This window comes from Paenalcaligenes suwonensis (assembly GCF_011290505.1).
Classification (GTDB): domain Bacteria; phylum Pseudomonadota; class Gammaproteobacteria; order Burkholderiales; family Burkholderiaceae_B; genus Paenalcaligenes; species Paenalcaligenes suwonensis.
Genome location: NZ_JAANPV010000003.1, coordinates 180,873 through 202,735, shown reverse-complemented (window position 1 = coordinate 202,735; position 21,863 = coordinate 180,873). Strand labels below are relative to the sequence as shown.

Here is a 21,863-nt window from a genome sequence, read left to right as displayed (position 1 = left end):
ATATGGGTGAATGGATATTCAAAGCTAGAGGGAATATAGCCAAATTCGCACTAGGGGTAAGGATGCATGTATTACTAATTGTTAATGGACATGGTCGTGTGAGGATGCGCCTGCCATCAAATAGGTAGAAATTCAGTCTTCATCCAAGTGAAATTTGTGCATGATTCGGTGTGCTACGGGGGCCAAGATCACGCCTATAGAGGCAATGAATAGCAAGCCCGTTACAAAGCCATAGGTGGCAATAAAAAGTTTGCCGGCAATGCTTTGAGGCATGCTGTGTGTGCCTATGCCACCCAGCAACAGTGCCGTGTTTAAAAATGCATCATGCAGTGAAATGTCTTCAACGGCGACTTGGCCCAATACGCCAAATAAAAACACCAGCATAATTAATGCTAATGCGGCAAGCGTGTGCCAGAGCATGCGTTTGAGAAAGTCGCCTCGGGTTAAAAGAGGGCTTCCTTTTTTTTCATACATGTCAGTCTCTCCCATAAATCTACAGCCTGATCAGCGAGAGTGTACCCCGCAGTGTAGAGAGAATGTGTGGATGAGGTTTTTAGGGCAAAGCGCCGTCGTAATGCTATCTGTCTTACGGGTGTTTTTTATACCAGTATGAGCAATGGTCTTGTACTGGTTTATAGACCTGTTAGGGTAGAGCTTCTTTAACTGGAGAACGACATGCGCACCCATAATGAATCCGTGAACAGCCAATTTGACTCACAAGCCAATGCTTACTTAAGCAGTGCTGTACATGCTCAAGGCGACGACTTGAAGGCTGCCGGTGACTATGTGGCGCAGCATATAGCGCCTACTGGTGTGGGGTTGGATTTAGGCTGTGGGGCAGGGCATTTAAGTTTTGCCTTGGCTCCTGCTTTGGCTAAAGTGGTAGCTGCCGATGCCTCGCCTGGCATGCTAGAGGTGGTAGAAAAAGCCGCTGCACAGCGCGGTTTTTCGCATATAGAAACCGTGCAGACTATGGTGGAAAGCCTGCCTTTAGCGGATGCTTCGTTTGATGTGGTAGCAACACGCTATAGTGCTCACCATTGGGGCGATGTACCAGCAGCATTGTCAGAAGCGCGCCGGGTATTGAAACCGGGCGGTGTATTGTTGGTGATTGACGTGCTGGGCTATGAAAACCCCTTGGTCGATACACACTTTCAAACCATTGAATTACTGCGTGATACCTCCCATGTGCGTGACTACGCTGAAACAGAGTGGCAACGTATGTTGGCGGATGCGGGTTTCACCATCGAAGGCACACAAGCATGGCCAGTACGATTGGAGTTCAGCAGTTGGGTAGAACGCATGCGTACGCCAGAACTTAATGTACAGGCTATACGTGCATTACAGAACGTGGCTCCTAAGCAAGTGCATGAGGCATTGCATTACGAAGACGAAGGCAGCTTCACTATGATCACCGGTTTGTTTTGCTGTCGTGGTGTAGCCTGAAACGGGTGTTTGGGGAAGTGTATAAAAATTGCTCTTGCAACCCCAGATGCGCGTAGTTACTGGGTTGGGCGAAGCTGTTATAAAGCAATCCCCAACCTTATGCACAGTTTGTGGGGATAACTACGCATACGCTAAAGCACTACAACATAGAGGGGCCAGCGTGTGTGGTAGCGTGTTGGCGTATGCTTTGAGGGTTGACCTTAAAGTGTAATTTGAACTCTCTGGAAAAGTGCGATGTATCAGCAAAACCGCAATTTAGGGCAATTTGCGTGATGCTATCAGAGGTATTCATCAGCCACCATTTACCATATTCCACACGCATCTTTTGATAAAAGCGGGTGGGACTGGTGTTGAGTTCTTGTTTAAAAAGTCGCTCTAATTGCCGCACACTCATTCCTATGTGTGAGGCTATATCTTGCACGCGTAACCTATCGTCGATGCGCTGTTCAATGTAGTGCACGGCTTTGTGTATACGCGTATCTTTGATGCCGTCCAAGTTGGCGATGAAATGGGCTTGCGGCAGTCGCGCTGGTCGTATGTTGTGCAACATCATATGGCGCAAAACCTGTTGAGCTTTTTCGCGCCCAAAGTGCTGCTTGAGTATGTGCAAGGCGAGGTCTATTGCCGCGGTAGAGCCAGCGCAGGTAATAATCTTGCCTGCATCAATAAATAGACTGTCTACGCTGGTTCTGGCAGAGGGAAAGCGTTTAGAGAACTCATCTACTACGTTCCAATGCACGCACACAGGTAACGACCCAATCAGCTCAGCTTGCGCCAGAGCAAAGGTGCCCGTACAAATGCCCAGCAGGCTTACTTGCTTGGCAGCAGCGTCTTGTAGCCACTGCAGTAGTGGCGTAGAGGGTGAGCGCTCTATATAACTGTTGCCACCACAAATGGCGATGTAGTCAAAATTTTCGGGCTCTATTAACGGGTGTAGCTCGGTCATTAAGGTGCCAGCACTCGACCTTCTGTCTTTGCCGTCCATGCTCATGACCACCCATTTCACATGTATTTGCCGGCTGTGACCACCGTAATCTCCGCCAAGGCGCAATACATCCAGAAAACCGGCAAAAGCCGTAAGGGTGAACTGATCCAAAATGACTATTCCCACCCGTAGCGGGGTGGGGTGAGCGTCAAGGTTTGTCTCCATGTAGGCTCCTTTTTGGGTGTCGTAATAATTCATTTTTTTGTCGTTATTGTTCAATTTTAAATTGAGCTTTGCTCCCATCATAGTGAGTATGAAAAGAAAATAATAGGAGACAACCATGAGAATAGGTTTTGCCACAGCCTTAGCGGGAGCAGTCTTATTTAGTCAAAGTATTCAGGCCGAGGAAGTGCGTGTGGCTTGGTATGGCGGTAACTGGGGGGAGGCGTTTGATGCGTGTATTGCTCAGCCGTTTACTCAAGCCACCGGTATTCGTGTGATTCCAGAAATTGGTACTTCCACCACCAGCTTGGCCAAAATGCGCCAGCAGTCGGCACGCCCGGTACTGGATGTGGTGTTCTTGGATGGTGGGATTAGTGAGGTAGCCGAAGCAGAGGGGTTGCTAGCGCCGTTGGATAGCACAGCGTTACCGAACATGAGTGCTATGCAGCCGCAGGCTATTTACCATGCTAATGGGCAGCCCTTTGCAGTGAGCGTTGGGTATTACTCATTAGGTATAGCCTACGACACACGTGAGGTGCAGCACGCCCCAGAGAGTTGGGAGGCTCTATGGGATAAACAATACGCGGGTGCTGTCATCTTGCCATCCTCAGCGAACTCATCGGGTATTCCGTTCTTGGTGTTCTTAGGAAACATGTTTGGCGCAACGCCGCAAGATATGAGCCCTATGTGGGCGAAACTGAAACAGCTGGATGTGGCCTCGTATTACGACAGCTCCGGTGCAGCAAGCAATGCGTTTCAGGCTGGTGAAGCGGTCATAGGGGCGCACTTTAACGTGGGAGCATGGGACTTAGCTGATAAAGGCCTGCCCATAGGTTTTGCTGTGCCCAAAGAGGGAGTATGGGCGACGGATGCTCGCGTGCACCAAATCAAAAATGCCCCACACCCAGAAGCTGCTCAGCAGTTTATTAACGCGGCTATGACTCCAGCGGCTGCGGCATGTTTAGCAGAAAAACTGTACCTAGGCCCTGCAGTGAAAGGCGTAGAGCTACCAGATACCTTGCAACAGCGTATGCCGTGGGGGCTAAACGGTTCCGTGGATACGCTGAACCTATCGGATTGGACGGCAGTAAACCAAGCCCGTGCCGAGATGACCGATACGTGGAACCGTGAATTAGGTCGTCGCTAAGTCGCACTTTTTACTCTTGATACCGTGTTATCCGGATGGGCATAAGCCCATCTGGCGGGCTACTCGTGCAGTTTGAACATCTAAGCAGGTAAGCAAACTATGAAGCCGTTGTTATCCATCCAAGGCATTAACAAAACCTATTCCAACAATTATCGAGCGTTACGAGACATTCATTTGGATGTAATGCCTGGAGAGTTTTTGACGTTGTTAGGCCCAAGTGGGTGTGGCAAGACAACTCTGCTCACCACGATTGCGGGTTTTTTGCATCCAGACAGTGGTCGCATTGTGTATGACGCTACCGATATTACGTATCTGCCTGCACACCGACGTCAGTTAAATACAGTGTTTCAGAGTTACGCCTTGTTCCCGCACATGAGCATTGTGAAAAATGTGATGTATGGGCCACAGCGTACCGGTGTGCCGGCCGCAGAGGCCAAGCAGCGAGCGCTAGAAGCCTTAGAGCTAGTGGGTTTAGAGGGGTTTGCTGAGCGTATGCCGTCAGAGCTTTCGGGAGGGCAGCGTCAGCGTGTGGCGTTAGCTCGCGCTATTGTGAATAAACCCAAACTGCTGCTGTTGGATGAGCCCTTGTCTGCGTTGGATTTGAAGTTGCGTAAACGTATGCAGATGGAGCTAAAAGCACTACAGGAAAAACTAGCAATCTCCTTCATTTTTGTGACGCACGACCAAGAAGAAGCATTGGCGATGTCGGATCGCATTGTGGTGATGAACCAAGGCAGCATCGAACAAATCGGTACGGGTGACGAGGTGTATAGCCAGCCCGCTACACGTTTTGTTGGTGAGTTTATTGGTGACGTCAATATTTTCCCCGTGCACCATCACGACGCGCAGTGCTGGCTAACCGCAACGCATCAACCTGTACCGCAAGCCAATGCCCAGACTCAGTTGCTGTTAGTACGCCCAGAGGATGTGAGCATCAGTCTGGATAGCAAAGATGGGGTAGCAGCTCAGGTTAATGAGATCGTTAATTTGGGTAGCCACAGCATGTTCTTTTTGCGAGCAGGCGAGCTAGAGGTGACGGTGAGAAGCATGGGGGCAAACACCTTGCATCTACAGAGTGGCCAGACAGTCTTTATACAGATAAATGTCAGCAAGGCATGTCCGCTGGAGGGCTAACAGATGCGTCATTCAAGTTTAGCCAAGCTGCTTTTTGTACCCATCCTGTTTTTTGCATGCTTCTTTTTGTTTCCACTAGCTGTGGTGCTGCTGTCTAGCTTGACTGCTGAGGACAGTTTTAGCCTTGTGCATTATGGCGAAATTTTGCTGGATCAGTATCACTGGAGTGTGATTTGGGTCACGGTAAAGCTGGGGCTGTACACCACGATTATTTGTGCGCTGCTGGGTTATCCCTTGGCGTGGTTTATTGTGCGGCTTGTGCCTAGCCAAGCATGGCGTCGTGCCTTGGTGATCTTGCTGTTAGTGCCTTTGTTTACCAGCAATATTGTTCGTTCATTTGGCTGGATGGTGCTGTTGGGTAGAAATGGTTTCTTAAATAAAACACTGCAAGACCTAGGGTTGATTGATACGCCACTGCGGTTGTTAGGCACCGAAACCGGGATTTTGATTGGTTTGGTCTACATCCTATTGCCTTTTATGGTGATTTCGGTTGGTGCGTCTATCAGCAATATGGACCGTTCTTTGGAATACGCATCGCGAGATTTGGGTGCGAACCCCATGCAGACTTTTTGGTTTATTAACTTGCCGCAAACCATACCAGGTTTGGCATCTGGGGCAATGATGGTCTTTGCCTTGTCAGTCAGTGCGTATGTGACGCCAGCGCTGTTATCGGGTGGTCGAGTAACGCTGTTGTCTATGTTGATCTTCCAGCAGTACAGCACTGTCTTTAATTTTAATTATGGGGGCGCTCTCAGCATTGTGTTGCTGGTGGCTACCTTGGTGTTGGTCGCTTTTGCAAATCGTCTAGGGCGTACCACAGGGGGGAGGGCGTAATGGCTAGAACCGTAGTGTCATTAATTGCTTTTCTGGTGATCTTGTTTTTGATCTTGCCGCTGGTGGTGATCATAGGTTCATCGTTAACCACCAGTAGTTATTTAAGTTTCCCGCCAGAAGGGATCAGCCTGCAATGGTATGTGAAAGTGTTCGAGGACCAAGCCTATATACAAGCCTTCATCTTGAGTACGTGGTTAGCCTTTTGTGCCACGGTGATTGCCATTGTTCTGGGCATATCTGTTGCACTGATCACAGCCCGAGAGACCTTCTTTGGTAAAGACTTTTTAGCGAGCTTGTTTAATGCGCCGTTGATTGTGCCTTATTTGGTCATAGGTTCTGCGTTGTTGCAGTTCACGTCTCAGCTAGGGTTTTCGCAAACATTTTGGTCGTTGTTGGTGGGGCATGTGGTGATCGTGACTCCCTTTGTGATACGTGCTGTGTATGCCTTATTGGATGACAGTCAGTTGCAGTTGGAACGGGCTTCGGCTGACTTAGGAGCCACACCATGGATGACTTTTAGATATATCACCTTGCCTTTAATACGACCAGGCATTGTGTCGGGTGCGTTCTTCGCTTTCATTACGTCGTGGATCAACGTGGAGCTGTCCATGTTCCATACCAATGCGTCGTTGAACACCACTCCTGTGCAGTTATTTAACTACGTGCAGTACTCCGTAGACCCAATGATTTCCGCCGTTTCAGCAATAACAATATTTATATCGTTGATTGTTATTGTGGTTTTGGATTTAACGATAGGTTTGGATGTTTTTGCGAGTGATAAAAAATGACTATGCCAGCGCCTGCATTGATTGGAATGCAAACTACAGATGTATTTGATGTAATTTACACGCATACGGAAGGGGAGCCATTATGCATTATTCATAGTGGCATTCCGTATCCTTTGCAGTCCACCGTTCTGGAGAAAAGGCAGTTTCTTACCCAGAACTATGACTGGGTACGCAAAGCATTAATGCGTGAGCCTCGTGGGCACAACGATATGTTTGGGGTGTTTTTAACACCACCATCCAGCCCTGATTACGATGCTGGTTTGATCTATATAGACGGTGAGACTTACTCGCACATGTGTGGTCACGGCACTATTGCTGTGGCAATGGCAATGGTGGCGCATGGCATGGTGCCTCGTCATCCCAGTGGCGTGACAACCATACGTTTTGAAACTACAGCCGGTTTGGTTGTGGCTGAAGTCACCAGCGACGGTGCAAAGGTATTGCATACTAAGTTTGAAAACGTGCCAGCCTATGTAGAAGCACAAGATATCAAAATTGAACTGCCTAAATATGGCGTGCTGCATGCAGACATCGTATGGGGTGGTAACTACTTTGGCATCATCGATTTGTGCAAAAGTGATCTGCGTATTTCGCCCGATAACGGCCGTGAGCTTATTGAGATGGGTTTGCTAGCACGCCAGCAGATTAATGCGGTGTACCCCATACAGCACCCAACCCAAGCACATATTACGGATTTGAACTTTATTACCTTCTGGCATCAGCCTACGATTGAAGGTGCTATGTACAAAAACGTGCACGTGTTTAGTGCGGGACAGTTAGATCGCTCTCCTGGCGGCACAGGCACCAGCGCCATGATGGCCATGTTTGAAGCGCGTGGAAAAATGGGTATGAATCAACCCATACGCTCCGAAGGCTTGCTGGGTAGCGGCACATTTGAAGGTTGCTTGTTGGGTGAGGTGGACCTTAACGGTAAGCGAGCCGTACGCCCAACTGTGAAAGGTACTGCCAGCGTATTGGGAACGGCACGTTGGGAAATCAACCGTGATGATCCTGTAGCTGCGGGCTTTATTGTTCGCTAATAGGTTACTGGCAGAGCACACTGCGCCGTACTAATAAAGTACGGCGCAGTTGTTTTATAAGCCCCCAGCAACAGGGACGATGGCCCCTGTCATGTAAGACGACGCGGGCGATAGCAGCCAAGCGACGGCAGCTGCGATTTCAGAAGCTTCAGCCGCACGCTGCATAGGGATTTTTCTGGCAATGCGCGTGGCTCTATCGGGCTCACCCGACAACGCATGGATGTCGGTGCGTGTAATACCAGGAGACACTGCATTTACACGAATGCGCTGGGCAGCGACCTCTTTGGCTAGGCCAACAGTGAAGCTTTCTACGGCAGCTTTGGAGGCTGCGTAATGCACGTACTCATTTGGTGAGCCGGTTTTTGCGGCGATGGAGGATACGTTAACAATATTGCCGGCTTGATTGTGCTGCAACCAATAACGTATGGCGTGTTGGCTCATTAGCATTGTGCCCATGACGTTAATCTCAAACACATGGCGTATGGTGGCTTCCTCTACATGTTCAAAGCGCCCGATCACACTGGTGATGCCCGCATTATTCACCAAACCACGTAAGGGTGACAGCTTGTTCGCGGCATCAAATACGGCATCGCGTTTGCTGGCGTCACTAACGTCGGCCTGTAAGGCAACGACTTTCCCAGTATGTGTCTGACAGAGTTCTAGCAACCTACGGGCAGCATCGTGCTGTTGTTGAAAGGTGAAGCAAACGTCATAGCCTGCTTGTGAGCATAGCTTAACGATTTCTGCTCCTATGCCACGAGCACCCCCTGTCACAATAATGCTTTCTTCACGACGGTTTTGCATGCTTGTCTCTTGTTTTGGTTTGGTGTGGTAGCGTTATCGTAGCGTACTACAGCGGGTCTGTAGGCGTGGTTTTTGCTGTAAAGAAGTTAGGGTTTTAAGGTTGTTGATGTTGAACTAATTGCGTAGATGCTTATCCAACAACTACTTTCTACTGTTTTTGGAGTACAAGCCTTATGTCGCTACAGAATATCTTGCAGCAATTGCTGCAGTCTGCTCAGACATATACCAAATCAGCGACTACGACCAATAATGAAGCAACGTCGTCCAACCCTTTTTCTGTGAAAAGCTTTGCAGGTGGTGCGTTGTCTGGCGGGGCGCTGGCCTTGCTGCTAGGTAACAAGAAATTTAGGAAAATGGGTGGTAAGGTGGCTATGTATGGTGGAGTGGCCGCAGTGGGGGCGCTGGCATACAAAGCCTATGGTGATTGGAAGCAAAAGGGTGGGCAACCCGTCGCGAATTCCACCGCTCAGGCGACTACGCCAGCGGCATTTCAGCAATTGCCTGCACCCGTCATGGAACAACAAAGCCGTTTGGTGTTGGCGGCCATGATTGCGGCGGCTAAAGCCGATGGCCATATCAATCAAGAAGAGCAAAGCTTGTTGGATGCTGAAATTGCTAAGCTGCCTACTGTAGAGGCCGAGCAAAAATGGTTGGCTGCGCAGTTAGAAGGGCCAGCAGACCCGGCGGCCATTGCCAAACTGGCGAGTACCCCCGAGGAAAAGGCCGAGGTGTATTTGGTGAGTGTGTTAGTAACCGAAGCCGATACGTTTATGGAAAAAGCCTATTTAGATGAGCTGGCTAAGCAACTGCAGCTAGAGCCAGGTTTGAAAGAGCATTTGGAGCAAACCGCTTTGCAAGTGACCGCGTAACGACAAACGCATAGCGGATTGCGGGAGGGCAAGAAGATAGCTTCTTGTCCTCTTTTTTTGTGCGATCACCTGTGGTATCTACCCGCTAGATGCGGTACTTTGTTAACTAACCACACACTATTAGCAGGGCAGTGTTTTTACTTTTGAATAAATTAAAGGTTGAACTATGCTGTTAACGCCAGAAAACGAGATGGTCCGCGATTCTATTCGTGAGTTTGTGCATCAGAAAATCACGCCTTTTGCAGCAAAGTGGGATAGGGAGTGCACCTTCCCCGCAGAAGCCTTAAAGGGGCTGGGAGCATTAGGGGCATTAGGGGTAGCGATCCCCGAAGCAGAAGGCGGTGCAGGCATGGACTACATGACCTTAGTGCTGGTGTTAGAAGAAATAGCGGCAGGGGATGGCTCCACCTCTACCATTGTGTCAGTACAGAATTCGTTGGTGTGCGGCATACCCTATAAGTACGGCTCAGCAGCGCAAAAGAAAACATGGCTGCGCCCCTTGGCGAGCGGCGAGAAACTAGGTTGCTTTTGTTTGACAGAGCCTCAGGCTGGTTCAGATGCTTCAGCGTTATTAACGACTGCTGTAAAAGACGGCGATTCGTGGGTGCTGAACGGGGTCAAGCAATTTATTACGTCAGGCAAGAATGCCGATGTGGCGATTGTGTTTGCTGTAACGGATAAAGCGGCGGGTAAGAAGGGGATTTCTTGCTTTTTGGTGCCTACGTCTACGCCGGGCTATATCGTATCTGGCATTGAAGAAAAGTTGGGGCAAAACGCCTCAGATACCGCACAAATCGTTTTTGAAAACTGCAGGGTGCCCTTGGATGCTTTGGTGGGCAAAGAGGGTGAGGGCTACAAGATTGCACTATCCAATCTAGAAGAAGGCCGCATCGGCATTGCGGCTCAATCGGTAGGGATGGCGCGTGCTGCATTAGACGCGGCTACGGCCTATGCGCGAGAGCGCGTGACCTTTGGTAAGCCTATTATTGAACACCAAGCTGTGAACTTTCGCTTAGCGGATATGGCGATACAGTTGGATGCAGCGCGTTTAATGGTGTGGCGTGCTGCGCAGCTTAAAGATGCTGGCAAGCCTTGTTTGACCGAGGCATCCATGGCCAAGGTGTTTGCCTCTGAAGCAGCAGAGAAGATCTGCTCTGATGCTATTCAAATTCACGGTGGTAGTGGCTACACCAAAAGCTATGCCGTAGAGCGTATCTACCGAGATGTACGCGTTTCTCAAATTTATGAAGGCGCTAACGACATACAGCGTATGTTGATAGGTAGGGCACTGATCAAGGGTAGATAAGGGTGCGGGTCGCTGAGGATATAATCGTGTGCAAACAGAGGGGGTGCTACGGTATCGCCAGCGATATAAAGATGAGATGTAGGCGTAATCAAATACTATGAAAAATAAATATGGGCAGTTGTCCTCACTGGTCTATGAGGTGGATAAACCCGTGGGCGTTTCGTTTGGCGATGTGGAGTACTACGTAGATCGTTTGCGTGATGTGCATGGTCTGATTTTGGAGCCAGGTGTTGGTAATGGGCGCTTCCTGGTGCCATTGCTCAAAGCGGGTAAAACCGTTGTGGGCTATGACGCCTCGCCCAATATGTTAGAGGTGGCTCATGCCGCCTTGGCACAGCACAAGGTAAAAGCTGACTTGGTTGTGGGAGACTTCGCCAGCTTCCAAACAGAGCAGCGTTTTGATGCCATTGTGATACCGGCAGGCACCTTTCAGCTTATAGACTCTTTTAATGTGGCGATGTTGGTATTGGCACGTTTTTACCAGCAGCTCAATAAAGGCGGTAGGTTGATGCTAGATCTGGATGCGGCACAAGCTATCTTTAACAGCAAACCGTCTATGCGTAAGTGGCAGGTCAGTGATCACGCCCTTGTTACCTTAGCGAGCACACCGCTATCTATTGATTACGCGAATCAAGTCAGCACCGAGTTGCATCGTTACGAACTATGGGAAAACGGGCAATTAGCACGCACAGAGCTGGAAGAGTTCTCTTTACGTTGGTGGAGCCCCAGTGAAATTAAGATGGCCATGCAATTAGCTGGCTTTTCTAATGTGGCGGTCTCGGGTGGCTATGAGTATGGTCGTGCGCCCCACAGTAATGATGAGTTAATTAGTGTGGAAGGGGTAAAAAACTAAGGCCACACTACACAGTGTGGCCTTAGGGTACGTGTTAGGACTATGGCTTGCGTAACATCGCGGCCATAGTCTACGGTACTTAGATTTCTGTACCCATTTTGGCTTGCAGGTAGTTTGCCATCCCTACTTGTTTGATCAGGTTGATCTGTTTTTCCAGCCAGTAGGTGTGGTCTTCTTCGGTGTCACGCAGTTGCGCCAGCAGCATGTCGCGGCTGTTGTAGTCGCCTAAGCGTTCGCACAATGCCATGGCTGCTTTCAGGTTGTCGCGCACACTGTATTCGGTGTCTAGGTCTTTTTGTAGCATTTGCTCAACGGTGTCACCAGGTGTGAACTCGTGAGGGCGCATATCGGCCTTGCCACCTAAGAACAGAATGCGGCGCAAGATAGCGTCTGCATGCTGTGTCTCTTCTTCCATTTCATGATTGATGCGCTCGTAGAGTTTCAGGTAACCCTGATCCTCGTATTGACGTGAGTGCACAAAATACTGATCGCGAGCCGCTAGCTCGCCACGCAACAGCTCATTCAAACATGCGATGATTTCCGGGTGGCCTTGCATATACGCTCCAAAACGATGAATTATCAGACTATGGCGTAAGTATAGTGCGATCCGCAGCCTTGGGGAAACACATGGGCAGGGTAAGGTGTTTCTAATCGTTGATCAGAAACAAAGGTGTGGAAACTATTTATGCTTAGTGGCGCGACTTAACTAGGCTCATCACCGCTGTCATCACTCATTTTTTTCAGCAAATAAATGATAGCAACCTGCTCGGCTGGGTTAAGTCGTTCCACAGTCAGTTGGCTAATACGCTGTGCTTTGGGAATGATGGACTGAATCAGTGTTAGACCGTCGGCGCTCAAACTAATAATCACTTTGCGCTTGTCGTCGTCGCTGGTGGACAACTGCACCAGCCCACGGGCTTTTAGCCTAGTGATAATGCCGCGGATGGTGGCTTGGTCTACCGCAGTGGCTTCTACCAGCTCTATCTGTGAGCTTGGCCCTTTATCGTATAGCGCGCAAAGCGTGACGAACTGTATGGCAGTTAACTGAGGGTCACCGATATTGTTCTGAAAAATAGCGGTGTGCCGTTGTGTGGCACGGCGTAACAAGTGGCCGATTTGCTCAGTAACGTCATAGTCCGAACTGCTATCTATAGTCTGATTTTCTTCCGCCATCTGCATGTTTTTATGTGTTTGAGTGAGACAGAAGCTAAGTATAGCGCGTTGCTAAGGGGCGTGCTAACACAACTCATAAAAAGCGTGTGCACTATAAAGGTGATGGTTTTATTAGAGAAAACCCCTAATATCATTTGATATAAATCAATATAAATAGTGTGTACACTTTAAATGTGGATGTTTGAAGCATAGACAGTTATTGGAGTACATATCAAATGGTTAAAAAAGTTGGCATAGCAATTGTGGGCGCGGGGATTGGTGGCGCTGCCGCTGCGGCGTTGTTACAGAAGGCGGGTTTGGATGTAGAGCTTTTTGAGCAAGCTGATGCGTTTTCGCGTTTGGGCGCAGGCATCCATATTGGTCCCAATGCCATGCGAATTTTCAGAAAAATTGGCTTAGAGAAGCAATTGGAAGACATGGGTTCACACCCTGACTTCTGGTTTAGTCGCGATGGGGTAAGTGGCGACTATTTGGCGCGTATCCCGCTGGGTGAGTTTGCTAAGAAAGAATACGGAGCATCCTATATCACCATTCATCGCGGTGATATGCACGAGTTGCAGATCAATAGCTTGAAGCCAGGCTCGGTGCACTACGGTAAGCGTTTGGAGTCATTGCACGAAGAAGACGGTTATGTACGTCTGGTGTTTAAAGACGGTACCGAGGTGCATGCCGACTTGGTGATTGGTGCTGATGGTATTCACTCTAAAGTGCGCGAAACTTTGTTGGGTGTGGAAGTGCCCACTTACAGTGGTTGGGTGGCACACCGTGCCCTGATCCGTGGTGAAAGCTTGCGCAAGTTTGCCGACGAGTTTGAGCCTTGTGTGAAGTGGTGGCGTCCAGACAGCCACATGATGGTGTACTACACCACCGGTAAGCGTGATGAGTACTACTTCGTGACCGGCGTGCCGCACGAGGCATGGGATTTCAAAGGGCCGTTTGTGGATAGCAGCCAAGAGGAAATGCTACAGGCGTTTGATGGCTATCACTCTACGGTGCAAAACCTCATTCGTTCTACCGAAAATATTACTAAATGGCCTTTGCTGAACCGCAACCCCTTGCCGTTGTGGAGTCGTGGGCGTTTGGTGATGTTGGGCGATGCGTGTCACCCTATGCGCCCTCACATGGCACAAGGTGCGTGTATGGCGATTGAAGATGCCGCTATCTTGGCGAGGTGTTTGGAAGAAACCGGCGTGGACGATTACGCCACTGCATTCTCGTTATACGAGGGTACACGTAAAGAGCGCGCCACCAAAGTACAGGCAGTTTCTAACGGCAATACATTCTTGCTGCAGCAGGAGGATCCAGCTTGGGTGTATGGCTACGATGTGTACGCTGACCCACTGAAAGTGGCAGATTTACAAGCTTAATAAAAAAAACATACGCATTCCCTAATAGGGAATGCGTTCATGATTTAGCAGCATTAGGGGACAAATAATGCACACAGAAACTGCTACGGTTTTTACGAAAACCATCGATAACAATAACAATGACCTTTATAAAAAAATAACGTGGAAGCTCATTCCATTTTTATGTTTTTGTTATTTAGCTGCGTATCTGGATAGGATCAACGTGGGTTTTGCTAAATTGCAGATGCTGGAAGACTTGCAATTTAGTGAAACGGTTTATGGCTTGGGTGCAGGGCTGTTTTTTGTGGGGTATATCCTTTTCGAGGTGCCCAGTAACTTAGCCCTCGAGAAAGTGGGAGCGCGAGTATGGATTGCTCGCATCATGATCTCGTGGGGTGTGTTGTCGGGCATGACGATGTTGGTGAGCACGCCAGCGCAGTTCTATACCATTCGATTTTTGTTGGGGGCGGCAGAGGCAGGCTTTTTGCCTGGTGTGCTGTACTACCTGACTACATGGTTTCCTACTTACCGACGCGGGAAAATTATCGCGTTGTTCATGATAGGTTTGCCCTTATCTAGCGTGATTGGTGGCCCAATTTCAGGTTGGATTATGAGCCATTTTGATGGGCTGTATGACTTCCGTGGTTGGCAGTGGCTGTTCATGATTGAAGCGGTACCTAGTATTTTGTTGGGTTTTCTGACATTTTGGGCGCTGCCTAATCATTACGACAAAGCTAAGTGGCTCACCGCAGAGGAAAAAGAGCTGCTGCGAAAAGATTTGGAAAACGATGATAACGAAGGCAAAGGCATTAAAACCAGCTTTAAAGATGGGTTCTTTAACATCAAGATTTGGATGCTGGGTGCCATCGACTTCTCTATTTTGTTAGGGGCCTATGCGATTGGCTTCTGGATGCCCACTTTCATTCGTAACACCGGAGTGGTGGATACCTTCCATATTGGCTTGTTGTCGGCCATTCCTAGCATTGCTGGGGTGATTGGTATGCTGGCGATTGGTGCAAGTTCAGACCGTCATCGTGAGCGACGCTGGCACTTATGTATTCCGTTGTTGGTGGGGGCGGCTGCCTTGGCAACCAGTACCTTTGTGGCCGACAACCTGATCTTAACGGTGCTGATGTTTACTATTGCATCGGGTGTGTTGTTAGGGGCTGTGCCGGTATTCTTTAGTGTGCCTGCAACCTTCCTTAAAGGTACCGCTGCCGCAACCGGGTTTGCACTGGCGTGTTCGTTGGCAAATATCGCTGGTCTAGTCAGTAACTCCTTAATTGGTGTGGCGACTGACCTAACCGGTACTAGCCATGCAGCACTGTGGTTCTTCTCGGTGTGTTTGGTGGGTAGTGGTTTGTTAGCGCTAGTCTTTCCTGCGAAAGTGGTGAACCGTTAATAGTGTGGAACTACGCTGTAAAAAAAGCCCAGAGTAATCACTCTGGGCTTTTTTATTGGCATTGATACGGGCTTCATTGTCTGCGTGTGGCAATGAGTGGCCATTTCCATCCCAAGACCATTGCTGCAGCAGCAAGTAAGATGGCTGTGATGCCAAGAATCTGCAGGGGGTGCAATCGGTGCCCAAAAGCCAAGGCGTCCACCAGAAAGGCGACTGCTGGATAAATGAACGACAGGGCACCAGTTAGCGAAGTGGGTAATCGTTGTATGGCGCTATAGAGCAAGATATACATTAATCCTGTATGTACGACACCTAAGGTAATCAAAAAGGTCCAGCTGGCGGGAGCAATGGCGTCTTGATTGCCTAGTACAACGGGTAGCAGCAGTAGTGTTCCCACTAGCACTTGTACTAGGGCGATAAGGTGGTGTGGCATGCCTTTAAGTTTTTTGGTGATGAGTGCGGCCACCGCATAGCAGAATGCTGCGCCCAGAGACATCAAAATCCCAATTAGATAACTGTTGCCGCTGGCGGAGGTATCGGGTTTAGCCAAAACGATCAGCAGTACGCCAGCAAAGGAAAGCAGTAGCCAACCTACTTTAGAACGTGTGAGCTCTTCTCGTAGCAGTAGCGCACCTAGCCCTACCAACATGAATGGCTGTGTGTTGTAAACCGCTGTGGCAATGGAAATGGACGAGCGAGAGTAGGCGGCGAACAGTAAGAGCCAGTTAATGACAATAGCGACGCCACCCAGTGCAGCAAGTAGTAATTGTTTGTTGGTGGCGTGTTCGCGTCGCAGTAGCCCCATGGCCGCACAGACCGGCAGCAATATGGCGATGGCAAATAAGCAGCGCCAGAATACAACTTCGGTTACTGGGCGCCCCGATAGTACGACGAACCAGCAGATGGTACCGGAAATCACCATTGCTGCAGTCATCTCTATGGTGCCACGCGTGTTGTCTATCATTCATATCTCGTTGTGTAGGGGTGCACAGTGTATAAGGAATTTAGAAAATAGGGAGCACAGCACAAAGAAGGTGTTGTTGCATTGGAAAACAAGAAGCCCAGAGTCAGTGCTCTGGGCTTCTTGTATGCCTAACCTAGCAGTGTGGAGTTTAATCCAGCAAGGCTTTGGTTTCTTCTAAGGTAGCCACGTAAGCGTATTTCTGCTTCATGTCGAACAGATTGGCGTTGTGCGGATCAATGGCGCGGTCGCCTACGCAATCTGATACCACCAAGGGTCTAAAGCCTAACTGCATCGCATCGACTACCGAAGCGCGTACGCAACCGCTGGTAACCGCACCAGCAACGACCAGGGTTTGCACGCCGCGTTGGGTTAGCCATGCGGCCAGTGATGTGCCAAAGAAGGCAGAGGGTACGGTTTTGCGTACGACTAACTCACCGGCTACGGGCGTAAGCTCAGGAACAATATGGCTGATCTCGGCATCTTCTAACAAGGTCAACATACTGGGTACTTTGATGCTGAAGATGTTGTTGTCAGATTGATCGTCAGCAAACACGATACGAGTGTGGGCAACTGGCCAGTTTTTCTCGCGTGCAATGGCTAACAGCTCTTGGGTTTTTTCGATGGCTTGAGGGATATTCCCGCCACCAAATACCTCGGGGTCAGCAAAGCCGTTTACTAAGTCGATAATCAATAAACCAAAAGGTGCTACAGGTTCTAGCGTGGCACCAAAGCCTTGTTTGGCGTATACATCATTACTACTCATGGGATTCTCCGTCTTGTACTTTGCCGGCTTTGACTACACAAAGGTCGTCTAGGTAAACATCGCAGCGACGCAAAGGTATATCAATGTGGCAGGCCGTTGTGCGGTCACCGCCTGCTTCATTATTAGGGCCTAATGAGAACAAGAAGTTACCCTCAAACGCACGGGCATCCATGCCTATGGTTTGCTCTTTGTCGTACAGATCTAGCGTAGACCAGTGGGCGCGAGGCTGTAGCCCCCAGCCTATGTGCGAAATAGCAAAGCCTTCGGGGTCGTTAAAGCTAAGCATGTATTCATGCAATAGCTCAGCATCTATGCCACCTTCGATTTTGGTGGCATAGCCGTTTTCTACCGTTAGCGTAATGGCTTCAGTGGCGTATCTTTTCTGTGGTAGCAGAATGTCGCCTTTGTCGATCACGATGGTGCCTGAGGCGCCACCTTCATTAGGCCAGGTCAGCACGAAACCGCTAGGCCAGTGGTCCCAACGACCGGGTTCGTCCACAAAGCCGTATTCGCTAATCGCAGGGAAGTCGCCAATAGGGCAGTACAAGTTTGTGCCGCCGGGCGAGGTAACGCGCATGGATTTGGCTTGTTCAATCAACTTAGCAGCTTTGAGCACGCGGGTGCGGTCTTGAGCGCTAGGTACGGTACGTACCAAAATCTCAGGCGGTTCCACCGCCAACAAGATTTTGGTGCCAGCCTCTAGAATTTCGCCTTGCTCGGGAGAGAACAACAGCGTCATCAAATCCAGCACCAAGTCGCTGGCTTTAAGGTTGGCGATGGCAGCAGGGTTGTTGGTAATGGGCGTTGTGCCCAAGTACGACAACGAATCTCGGCTCAGCGCTTTTTCAGCATTGACTGGTGGCAAATCAAGGCGGTTCACAATTGCGCCTTTCAACTGTGCAGCAATGGTGGCGCACCGCATGGTTTGTTCGTTGGTGGAGTTACTGGTCAAAATCGTAACGACTTGGTTTTTCTCTAGCTTGGATAGCGTTAAGACTTCTAGCCAAGCATTAATCAGTTGGTAATCACTTACGGCCATGTTGAGTCTCTGTTAAGGGTTAAGGGCGGTACCCAAGAAGTCACCAAAGGCTTGGTAAAAGCCTTCCTCGTTGTCCCAAGGAATCATGTGGCCTGCGTTAGCAACGTGGCTAATGGTTAGGTTTTTGATCAGGCCTTGGATTTCCTCGGCGTCCTCGGGGCGTACAACATCGCCGCGCTCTGCAATCATCAGCATGGTGGGCAAGGTTAGTGCAGCAAAGTTGGCGTGTACGTCATCGTTTTGGAAGTCGTTAAAACTTTGGATGATGGCGCTTTCGTTGCAGGTGTGCAGCCACTGGGCACGCAATTGCAACTGCTCTTCTGTCCATGTGGGGCAGAAGGCGCGCATGTCATCAGCGTTGCAGCCTTTGCGGGCCATTGCCATGGAATCTACATACCATGGTAGTTTGGCGGGGTATGGGCGACGGTCTGGCCCGGATACGGGGGGGTCTACCATGACCAAGCGTGTGACAGCATCGGGATGAAGCGCAGCAGCGCGTGCGCCAATGCGCCCACCCATAGAGTGTCCTACTAGGCTGTATTTTTTCAGCCCTAGCGCGTTAGCAAAAGCGATCACATCCTCGGCTTGGGCTGTAAGGCCGTAGTCTAGGCCGTCTTCGGCAGAGCTTAAGCCACGACCGCGCACGTCTAGTACGTAGGTGTCAAAGTATTGGCCAAAACGCTCGGCGACAAACCCCCAGGTTACGGCTGGGCTGGTAATGCCGGGAATAATAATGATGGCTTCACGCTGCTGTTGTGCGGCATCGCTGGGGTTGCCGTAGCGTAAGTAGTGTTGACGTATGCCGTTGGCGTGCACGTTGCCGCCATAGAGATAGGTGCTCATTGCGTAATTGCTCCTCTAGAATTTATAAGTGATGACTGCAGGCGCTGGCTGACGCGCTGTGCCGTGAAAGGCGCCTCGTAAAAACGTATATTGGTAGCGTCAAAAAGTGCGTTCGCGATAGCGGGTGCGCACGGTAATGAGCCAGATTCGCCAGCCCCTAAAGGGTCATCGTTTTGCCTATCCATCAGAACAATGTCTATGGGTGGTAAATCGGTGAATTTCAGAATGGGGTATGAGCCCCATTCCAAGGTGGTGACACCTTTTTCATCAAAGCGCACTGACTCAAATAGGCTGCGGCTAAGCGATTGAATAATGTTGCCGTGCAGTTGATGCTGTACACCGGCGGGGTTCACCATTTGCCCAGTGTCTTGCCCAACTACAATGTGTTTGATCACAATTTTCCCGCTGGTGGCATGTACCTTCAGGTCTAGTACCCATGCTGACCACGCTGCTCCAAACCCGGGGAATTTACTGTGTATGTAGCGGGCGTATGCCACACCACGGCCGTGCATCCAACCGTCGTTATCGGCGTGCCCGCGTGAGCCTTGTGCAAAGGGTACCCATTGGGCTTTCTCGGCAATGCTAGACAATAGTTCTTGAGCGCGGGTGTCGTTATGCAAATGCTTCAGCCTAAAGGCGACTTGATCGTGGCCTACGGCGCTCGCTAATTCGTCCACCATGCAGTCATGCGCAAAACTATTGGGGAGAGCAGACACGCCACGCAGCCACGAGGCCCGCACAATAGGTGGCATGTCATTGCACACAATATGTTGGCTAGGGTAATGGTAGGGTGGGACGGCAGTGCGGTCTCCCATTTGTAGCGTACGCGGGTTGGCGGCTGTTTTCCCTATGAGTAATGCAGCGAGTAAGGGTGCGTCATTAGATGGGTAGTGTGTGGCGAAGCCATAATGCAGTAGCTCGCCGTCTGGGCTAACGGATGCCGTATTGAGCATCAGTTGTGCAGCACCCTTTGGTTCCCAGGCGTGTTCTTGTTCGCGGCTCAGTTGTACACGTACAGGTTTGTTGATGAGCTTAGAGATCAGCAAGGCATCTGCACACACGTCATCCGCACAGTTTCGGCCATAGCAGCCCGACGCTTCGTGTCGGATAATTTCTATGCTGCCTTCTTCTAGTTCAAACAGTTCGGCTAGTTGTGTGCGCAGCATGTGCGGGTTTTGGGTGCCAGACCAAATGCGCGACAGTTGCGGGGTAAATTCGGCCACAGCACACGAAGGGCCAATAGAGGCATGCAACTGAAATGGCCATACGTACTCATTACTAAGCGTGATGCTGCCGGTAGGGGCGGGGTCTGTATGTTCGTGGGTGGTGTCTTTTAAGAGGCGAGCCGTTTGTGGATTCGCTTTTAGTGCGCTGCTTACGTTCTCTAATGAGGGCAGGGCAGGAATATCGCGCCAGTTCACCTTTATCATGCGGGCAGCTTGAATGGCGTGCTCTTCTCGTTCTGCTACCACTGCTACAAAGTCACCTTCAGCAACGACCTGTATGGTAGGGCTAATGTGTTGAACCGAGGTAGCGTCTACAGACACCAGGCTATGGCCGATAAAGTCACCGCTGTCCCGACCGGCATAAGGTGGACGTATAACGCGTGCGTGCCACATGTTGGGTACTTCTACGTCATGCACGTAGGTAAACTGACCCACTGCTTTTTTAGGGATATCCACGCGCGGTGATGAGGTGCCGACTATAGTAAGCAGCTCGCGCGGTTTGGTGGTGGTATCCATGTCCAAATAGGCGTGTAGCTGTATGCCTTTAACGGCGTCCTGATATGACACCTCCAAACCATTGGGGCCTAGGATGTGGCCATTTTTAACCTGCAATTGCTGTGCATCTACGTGCCAAGCGGTTGCTTGGTGCTGCAGCAGTAATTGTTTAGCTTGTGCTGCTGCTTTACGTAAGGGGATGGCCGAAATCTGTATAGAGGCGCTAGCAATAGTAGGGCCTTGATTGGGCGAGGCCTCGGTATGACCTAGCACCATGCGTAGTTGGGTGGTTTGTATATCTAGCTCGTCGGCCACAATTTGGCCTAGGGCTGTTTGAATGCCGGTGCCTAGATCCACATGCCCGTTAAAGGCATAAATGTGTTCAGAGGTGATGGCGACAAAAATATCGTCGTGCTCTTGTAAGTACGTTGAGATCACTCCGGGTTGGCCGGCAACGGGTTGTGGCGGCAAGCTGGGCGCGCGCAAAATCAACAAACAATCTTGGCTGTTGAGTAGATGTTGCTGCAGAAGCCGAGGGGAGTGCTCAAGCATGAGGGATCCTACAATTGAAACTGTGCTCATATCTGTAAATTAGAGCGTATACGCTTGATATTGATTATAGGGAAAACTTTGGGTTGTGGTGTCTATAAAAATTATTTTAGGTATAAACCCTTATCTGCATTAAGTATCCATGCGCCACTAGATTGTTTATATTTTAAGCAATTTTATAGTTTACGGTTTTTTTAGAGCGTATAGACTTTTTTGGTGTGCGAATGTCTAGTCCGGTTTCAATGCGGTTAAGGGTAAATAATCAAGAGCGGGAGGTACAGGTCAGCCCTGACACACCGTTGCTATACGTATTGCGTAATGATCTTGGTTTTAAAAGTCCAAAATTTGGTTGTGGTTTAGGTGAGTGTGGGGCCTGTACGGTGCTGGTAGATGGTGTGGCGGCACGCTCTTGTGTGGTGACGTGTGCAGCGGTGAAAGACTATGCCATTACTACACTTGAGGGTTTAGCGCCCGATGGTGAGCCCAACAAGGTGCAACAAGCGTTTATTGATCATCAGGCTGCCCAGTGTGGTTACTGCATGAATGGCATGATCATGACAGTGCAAGCGCTATTACTGCGCAATGCGCACCCTACGGAAGAAGAAATACGCAACGAGTTGCGTCACAATCTTTGTCGTTGTGGCACGCATATGGAAATTTTAGCGGCAGCACGTGCAGCCGCTCAGGCGGTGTAG

The 21,863-nt window shown here is 49.8% G+C and carries 22 protein-coding genes; 12 read left to right on the top strand and 10 right to left on the bottom strand.

Going from position 1 to position 21,863, the window contains the following annotated elements; translation table 11 throughout:
- Positions 1 to 132: 132 nt before the first annotated feature.
- Positions 133 to 474, bottom strand: a complete 342-nt coding sequence (locus GY634_RS06195; protein ID WP_166407677.1) for a two pore domain potassium channel family protein — start codon at positions 472 to 474, stop codon at positions 133 to 135.
- Positions 475 to 675: 201 nt separating this feature from the next.
- On the opposite strand from GY634_RS06195, the gene GY634_RS06190 reads away from it, so the two are divergent.
- On the top strand, positions 676 to 1,446 hold the full coding sequence (locus GY634_RS06190) for a class I SAM-dependent methyltransferase (protein WP_166407676.1): 771 nt from the start codon (positions 676 to 678) through the stop codon (positions 1,444 to 1,446).
- Between the two features lie 139 nt (positions 1,447 to 1,585).
- Here GY634_RS06190 and GY634_RS06185 read toward each other — a convergent pair whose 3' ends face one another.
- On the bottom strand, positions 1,586 to 2,596 hold the full coding sequence (locus tag GY634_RS06185; protein ID WP_166407675.1) for a GlxA family transcriptional regulator: 1,011 nt from the start codon (positions 2,594 to 2,596) through the stop codon (positions 1,586 to 1,588).
- A 115-nt stretch (positions 2,597 to 2,711) separates the two neighbouring features.
- Here GY634_RS06185 and GY634_RS06180 point away from each other — a divergent pair, with 115 nt between their 5' ends.
- From GY634_RS06180 to GY634_RS06160, 5 genes are all read left to right on the top strand, one after another.
- Entirely contained in the window at positions 2,712 to 3,740 is a 1,029-nt protein-coding gene (locus tag GY634_RS06180; RefSeq protein ID WP_166407674.1) for an ABC transporter substrate-binding protein, read from the top strand.
- 99 nt (positions 3,741 to 3,839) lie between these two features.
- Complete coding sequence (locus GY634_RS06175; RefSeq protein ID WP_166407673.1) at positions 3,840 to 4,874, top strand: ABC transporter ATP-binding protein; 1,035 nt, start codon at positions 3,840 to 3,842, stop codon at positions 4,872 to 4,874.
- 3 nt (positions 4,875 to 4,877) lie between these two features.
- The gene (locus GY634_RS06170) at positions 4,878 to 5,708 is read left to right on the top strand and encodes an ABC transporter permease (RefSeq protein WP_166407672.1); all 831 of its coding nucleotides are present in this window, start codon (positions 4,878 to 4,880) and stop codon (positions 5,706 to 5,708) included.
- Entirely contained in the window at positions 5,708 to 6,496 is a 789-nt protein-coding gene (locus tag GY634_RS06165) for an ABC transporter permease (RefSeq protein ID WP_166407671.1), read from the top strand. The genes GY634_RS06170 and GY634_RS06165 overlap by 1 nt, the downstream gene beginning before the upstream one ends.
- A 26-nt stretch (positions 6,497 to 6,522) precedes the next feature.
- Positions 6,523 to 7,536, top strand: a complete 1,014-nt coding sequence (locus tag GY634_RS06160) for a proline racemase family protein (protein WP_166407670.1) — start codon at positions 6,523 to 6,525, stop codon at positions 7,534 to 7,536.
- Between the two features lie 54 nt (positions 7,537 to 7,590).
- On the opposite strand, the gene GY634_RS06155 is transcribed toward GY634_RS06160, so the two are convergent.
- Positions 7,591 to 8,340 (bottom strand): SDR family oxidoreductase, encoded by a 750-nt coding sequence (locus tag GY634_RS06155; protein WP_166407669.1) that lies wholly within the window; start codon positions 8,338 to 8,340, stop codon positions 7,591 to 7,593.
- 173 nt (positions 8,341 to 8,513) lie between these two features.
- Here GY634_RS06155 and GY634_RS06150 point away from each other — a divergent pair, with 173 nt between their 5' ends.
- From GY634_RS06150 to GY634_RS06140, 3 genes are all read left to right on the top strand, one after another.
- Complete coding sequence (locus GY634_RS06150) at positions 8,514 to 9,209, top strand: tellurite resistance TerB family protein (RefSeq protein ID WP_166407668.1); 696 nt, start codon at positions 8,514 to 8,516, stop codon at positions 9,207 to 9,209.
- A gap of 166 nt (positions 9,210 to 9,375) precedes the next feature.
- On the top strand, positions 9,376 to 10,515 hold the full coding sequence (locus tag GY634_RS06145) for an acyl-CoA dehydrogenase family protein (RefSeq protein WP_166407667.1): 1,140 nt from the start codon (positions 9,376 to 9,378) through the stop codon (positions 10,513 to 10,515).
- Between the two features lie 97 nt (positions 10,516 to 10,612).
- Entirely contained in the window at positions 10,613 to 11,368 is a 756-nt protein-coding gene (locus tag GY634_RS06140; protein WP_166407666.1) for a class I SAM-dependent methyltransferase, read from the top strand.
- A gap of 79 nt (positions 11,369 to 11,447) precedes the next feature.
- Here GY634_RS06140 and bfr read toward each other — a convergent pair whose 3' ends face one another.
- A complete protein-coding gene (bfr, locus tag GY634_RS06135; protein ID WP_166407665.1) occupies positions 11,448 to 11,924 on the bottom strand; it encodes a bacterioferritin in 477 nt (158 codons plus the stop codon).
- A 146-nt stretch (positions 11,925 to 12,070) separates the two neighbouring features.
- Positions 12,071 to 12,541 (bottom strand): MarR family winged helix-turn-helix transcriptional regulator, encoded by a 471-nt coding sequence (locus tag GY634_RS06130; RefSeq protein ID WP_166407664.1) that lies wholly within the window; start codon positions 12,539 to 12,541, stop codon positions 12,071 to 12,073.
- A gap of 215 nt (positions 12,542 to 12,756) precedes the next feature.
- Between GY634_RS06130 and GY634_RS06125 the strand changes: the two genes are divergently transcribed.
- Both GY634_RS06125 and GY634_RS06120 read left to right on the top strand, forming a co-directional pair.
- The gene (locus tag GY634_RS06125; RefSeq protein ID WP_166407663.1) at positions 12,757 to 13,908 is read left to right on the top strand and encodes an FAD-dependent monooxygenase; all 1,152 of its coding nucleotides are present in this window, start codon (positions 12,757 to 12,759) and stop codon (positions 13,906 to 13,908) included.
- A gap of 67 nt (positions 13,909 to 13,975) precedes the next feature.
- On the top strand, positions 13,976 to 15,289 hold the full coding sequence (locus GY634_RS06120) for an MFS transporter (RefSeq protein WP_166407662.1): 1,314 nt from the start codon (positions 13,976 to 13,978) through the stop codon (positions 15,287 to 15,289).
- A gap of 73 nt (positions 15,290 to 15,362) precedes the next feature.
- On the opposite strand, the gene GY634_RS06115 is transcribed toward GY634_RS06120, so the two are convergent.
- The 5 genes from GY634_RS06115 to GY634_RS06095 form a co-directional block, all read right to left on the bottom strand.
- On the bottom strand, positions 15,363 to 16,253 hold the full coding sequence (locus tag GY634_RS06115; protein ID WP_166407661.1) for a DMT family transporter: 891 nt from the start codon (positions 16,251 to 16,253) through the stop codon (positions 15,363 to 15,365).
- Positions 16,254 to 16,401: 148 nt separating this feature from the next.
- Positions 16,402 to 17,016: an isochorismatase family protein gene (locus tag GY634_RS06110; RefSeq protein WP_166407660.1), complete on the bottom strand. Its 615-nt coding sequence runs from the start codon at positions 17,014 to 17,016 to the stop codon at positions 16,402 to 16,404.
- The gene (locus GY634_RS06105; protein WP_166407659.1) at positions 17,009 to 18,055 is read right to left on the bottom strand and encodes a 2,5-dihydroxypyridine 5,6-dioxygenase NicX family protein; all 1,047 of its coding nucleotides are present in this window, start codon (positions 18,053 to 18,055) and stop codon (positions 17,009 to 17,011) included. Before GY634_RS06105 ends, GY634_RS06110 begins: the two co-directional genes overlap by 8 nt.
- Before the next feature lie 12 nt (positions 18,056 to 18,067).
- On the bottom strand, positions 18,068 to 18,898 hold the full coding sequence (locus tag GY634_RS06100; protein ID WP_166407658.1) for an alpha/beta fold hydrolase: 831 nt from the start codon (positions 18,896 to 18,898) through the stop codon (positions 18,068 to 18,070).
- Positions 18,895 to 21,171 (bottom strand): xanthine dehydrogenase family protein molybdopterin-binding subunit, encoded by a 2,277-nt coding sequence (locus tag GY634_RS06095; protein ID WP_166407657.1) that lies wholly within the window; start codon positions 21,169 to 21,171, stop codon positions 18,895 to 18,897. The genes GY634_RS06100 and GY634_RS06095 overlap by 4 nt, the downstream gene beginning before the upstream one ends.
- A gap of 221 nt (positions 21,172 to 21,392) precedes the next feature.
- On the opposite strand from GY634_RS06095, the gene GY634_RS06090 reads away from it, so the two are divergent.
- Entirely contained in the window at positions 21,393 to 21,863 is a 471-nt protein-coding gene (locus tag GY634_RS06090; RefSeq protein WP_166407656.1) for a (2Fe-2S)-binding protein, read from the top strand.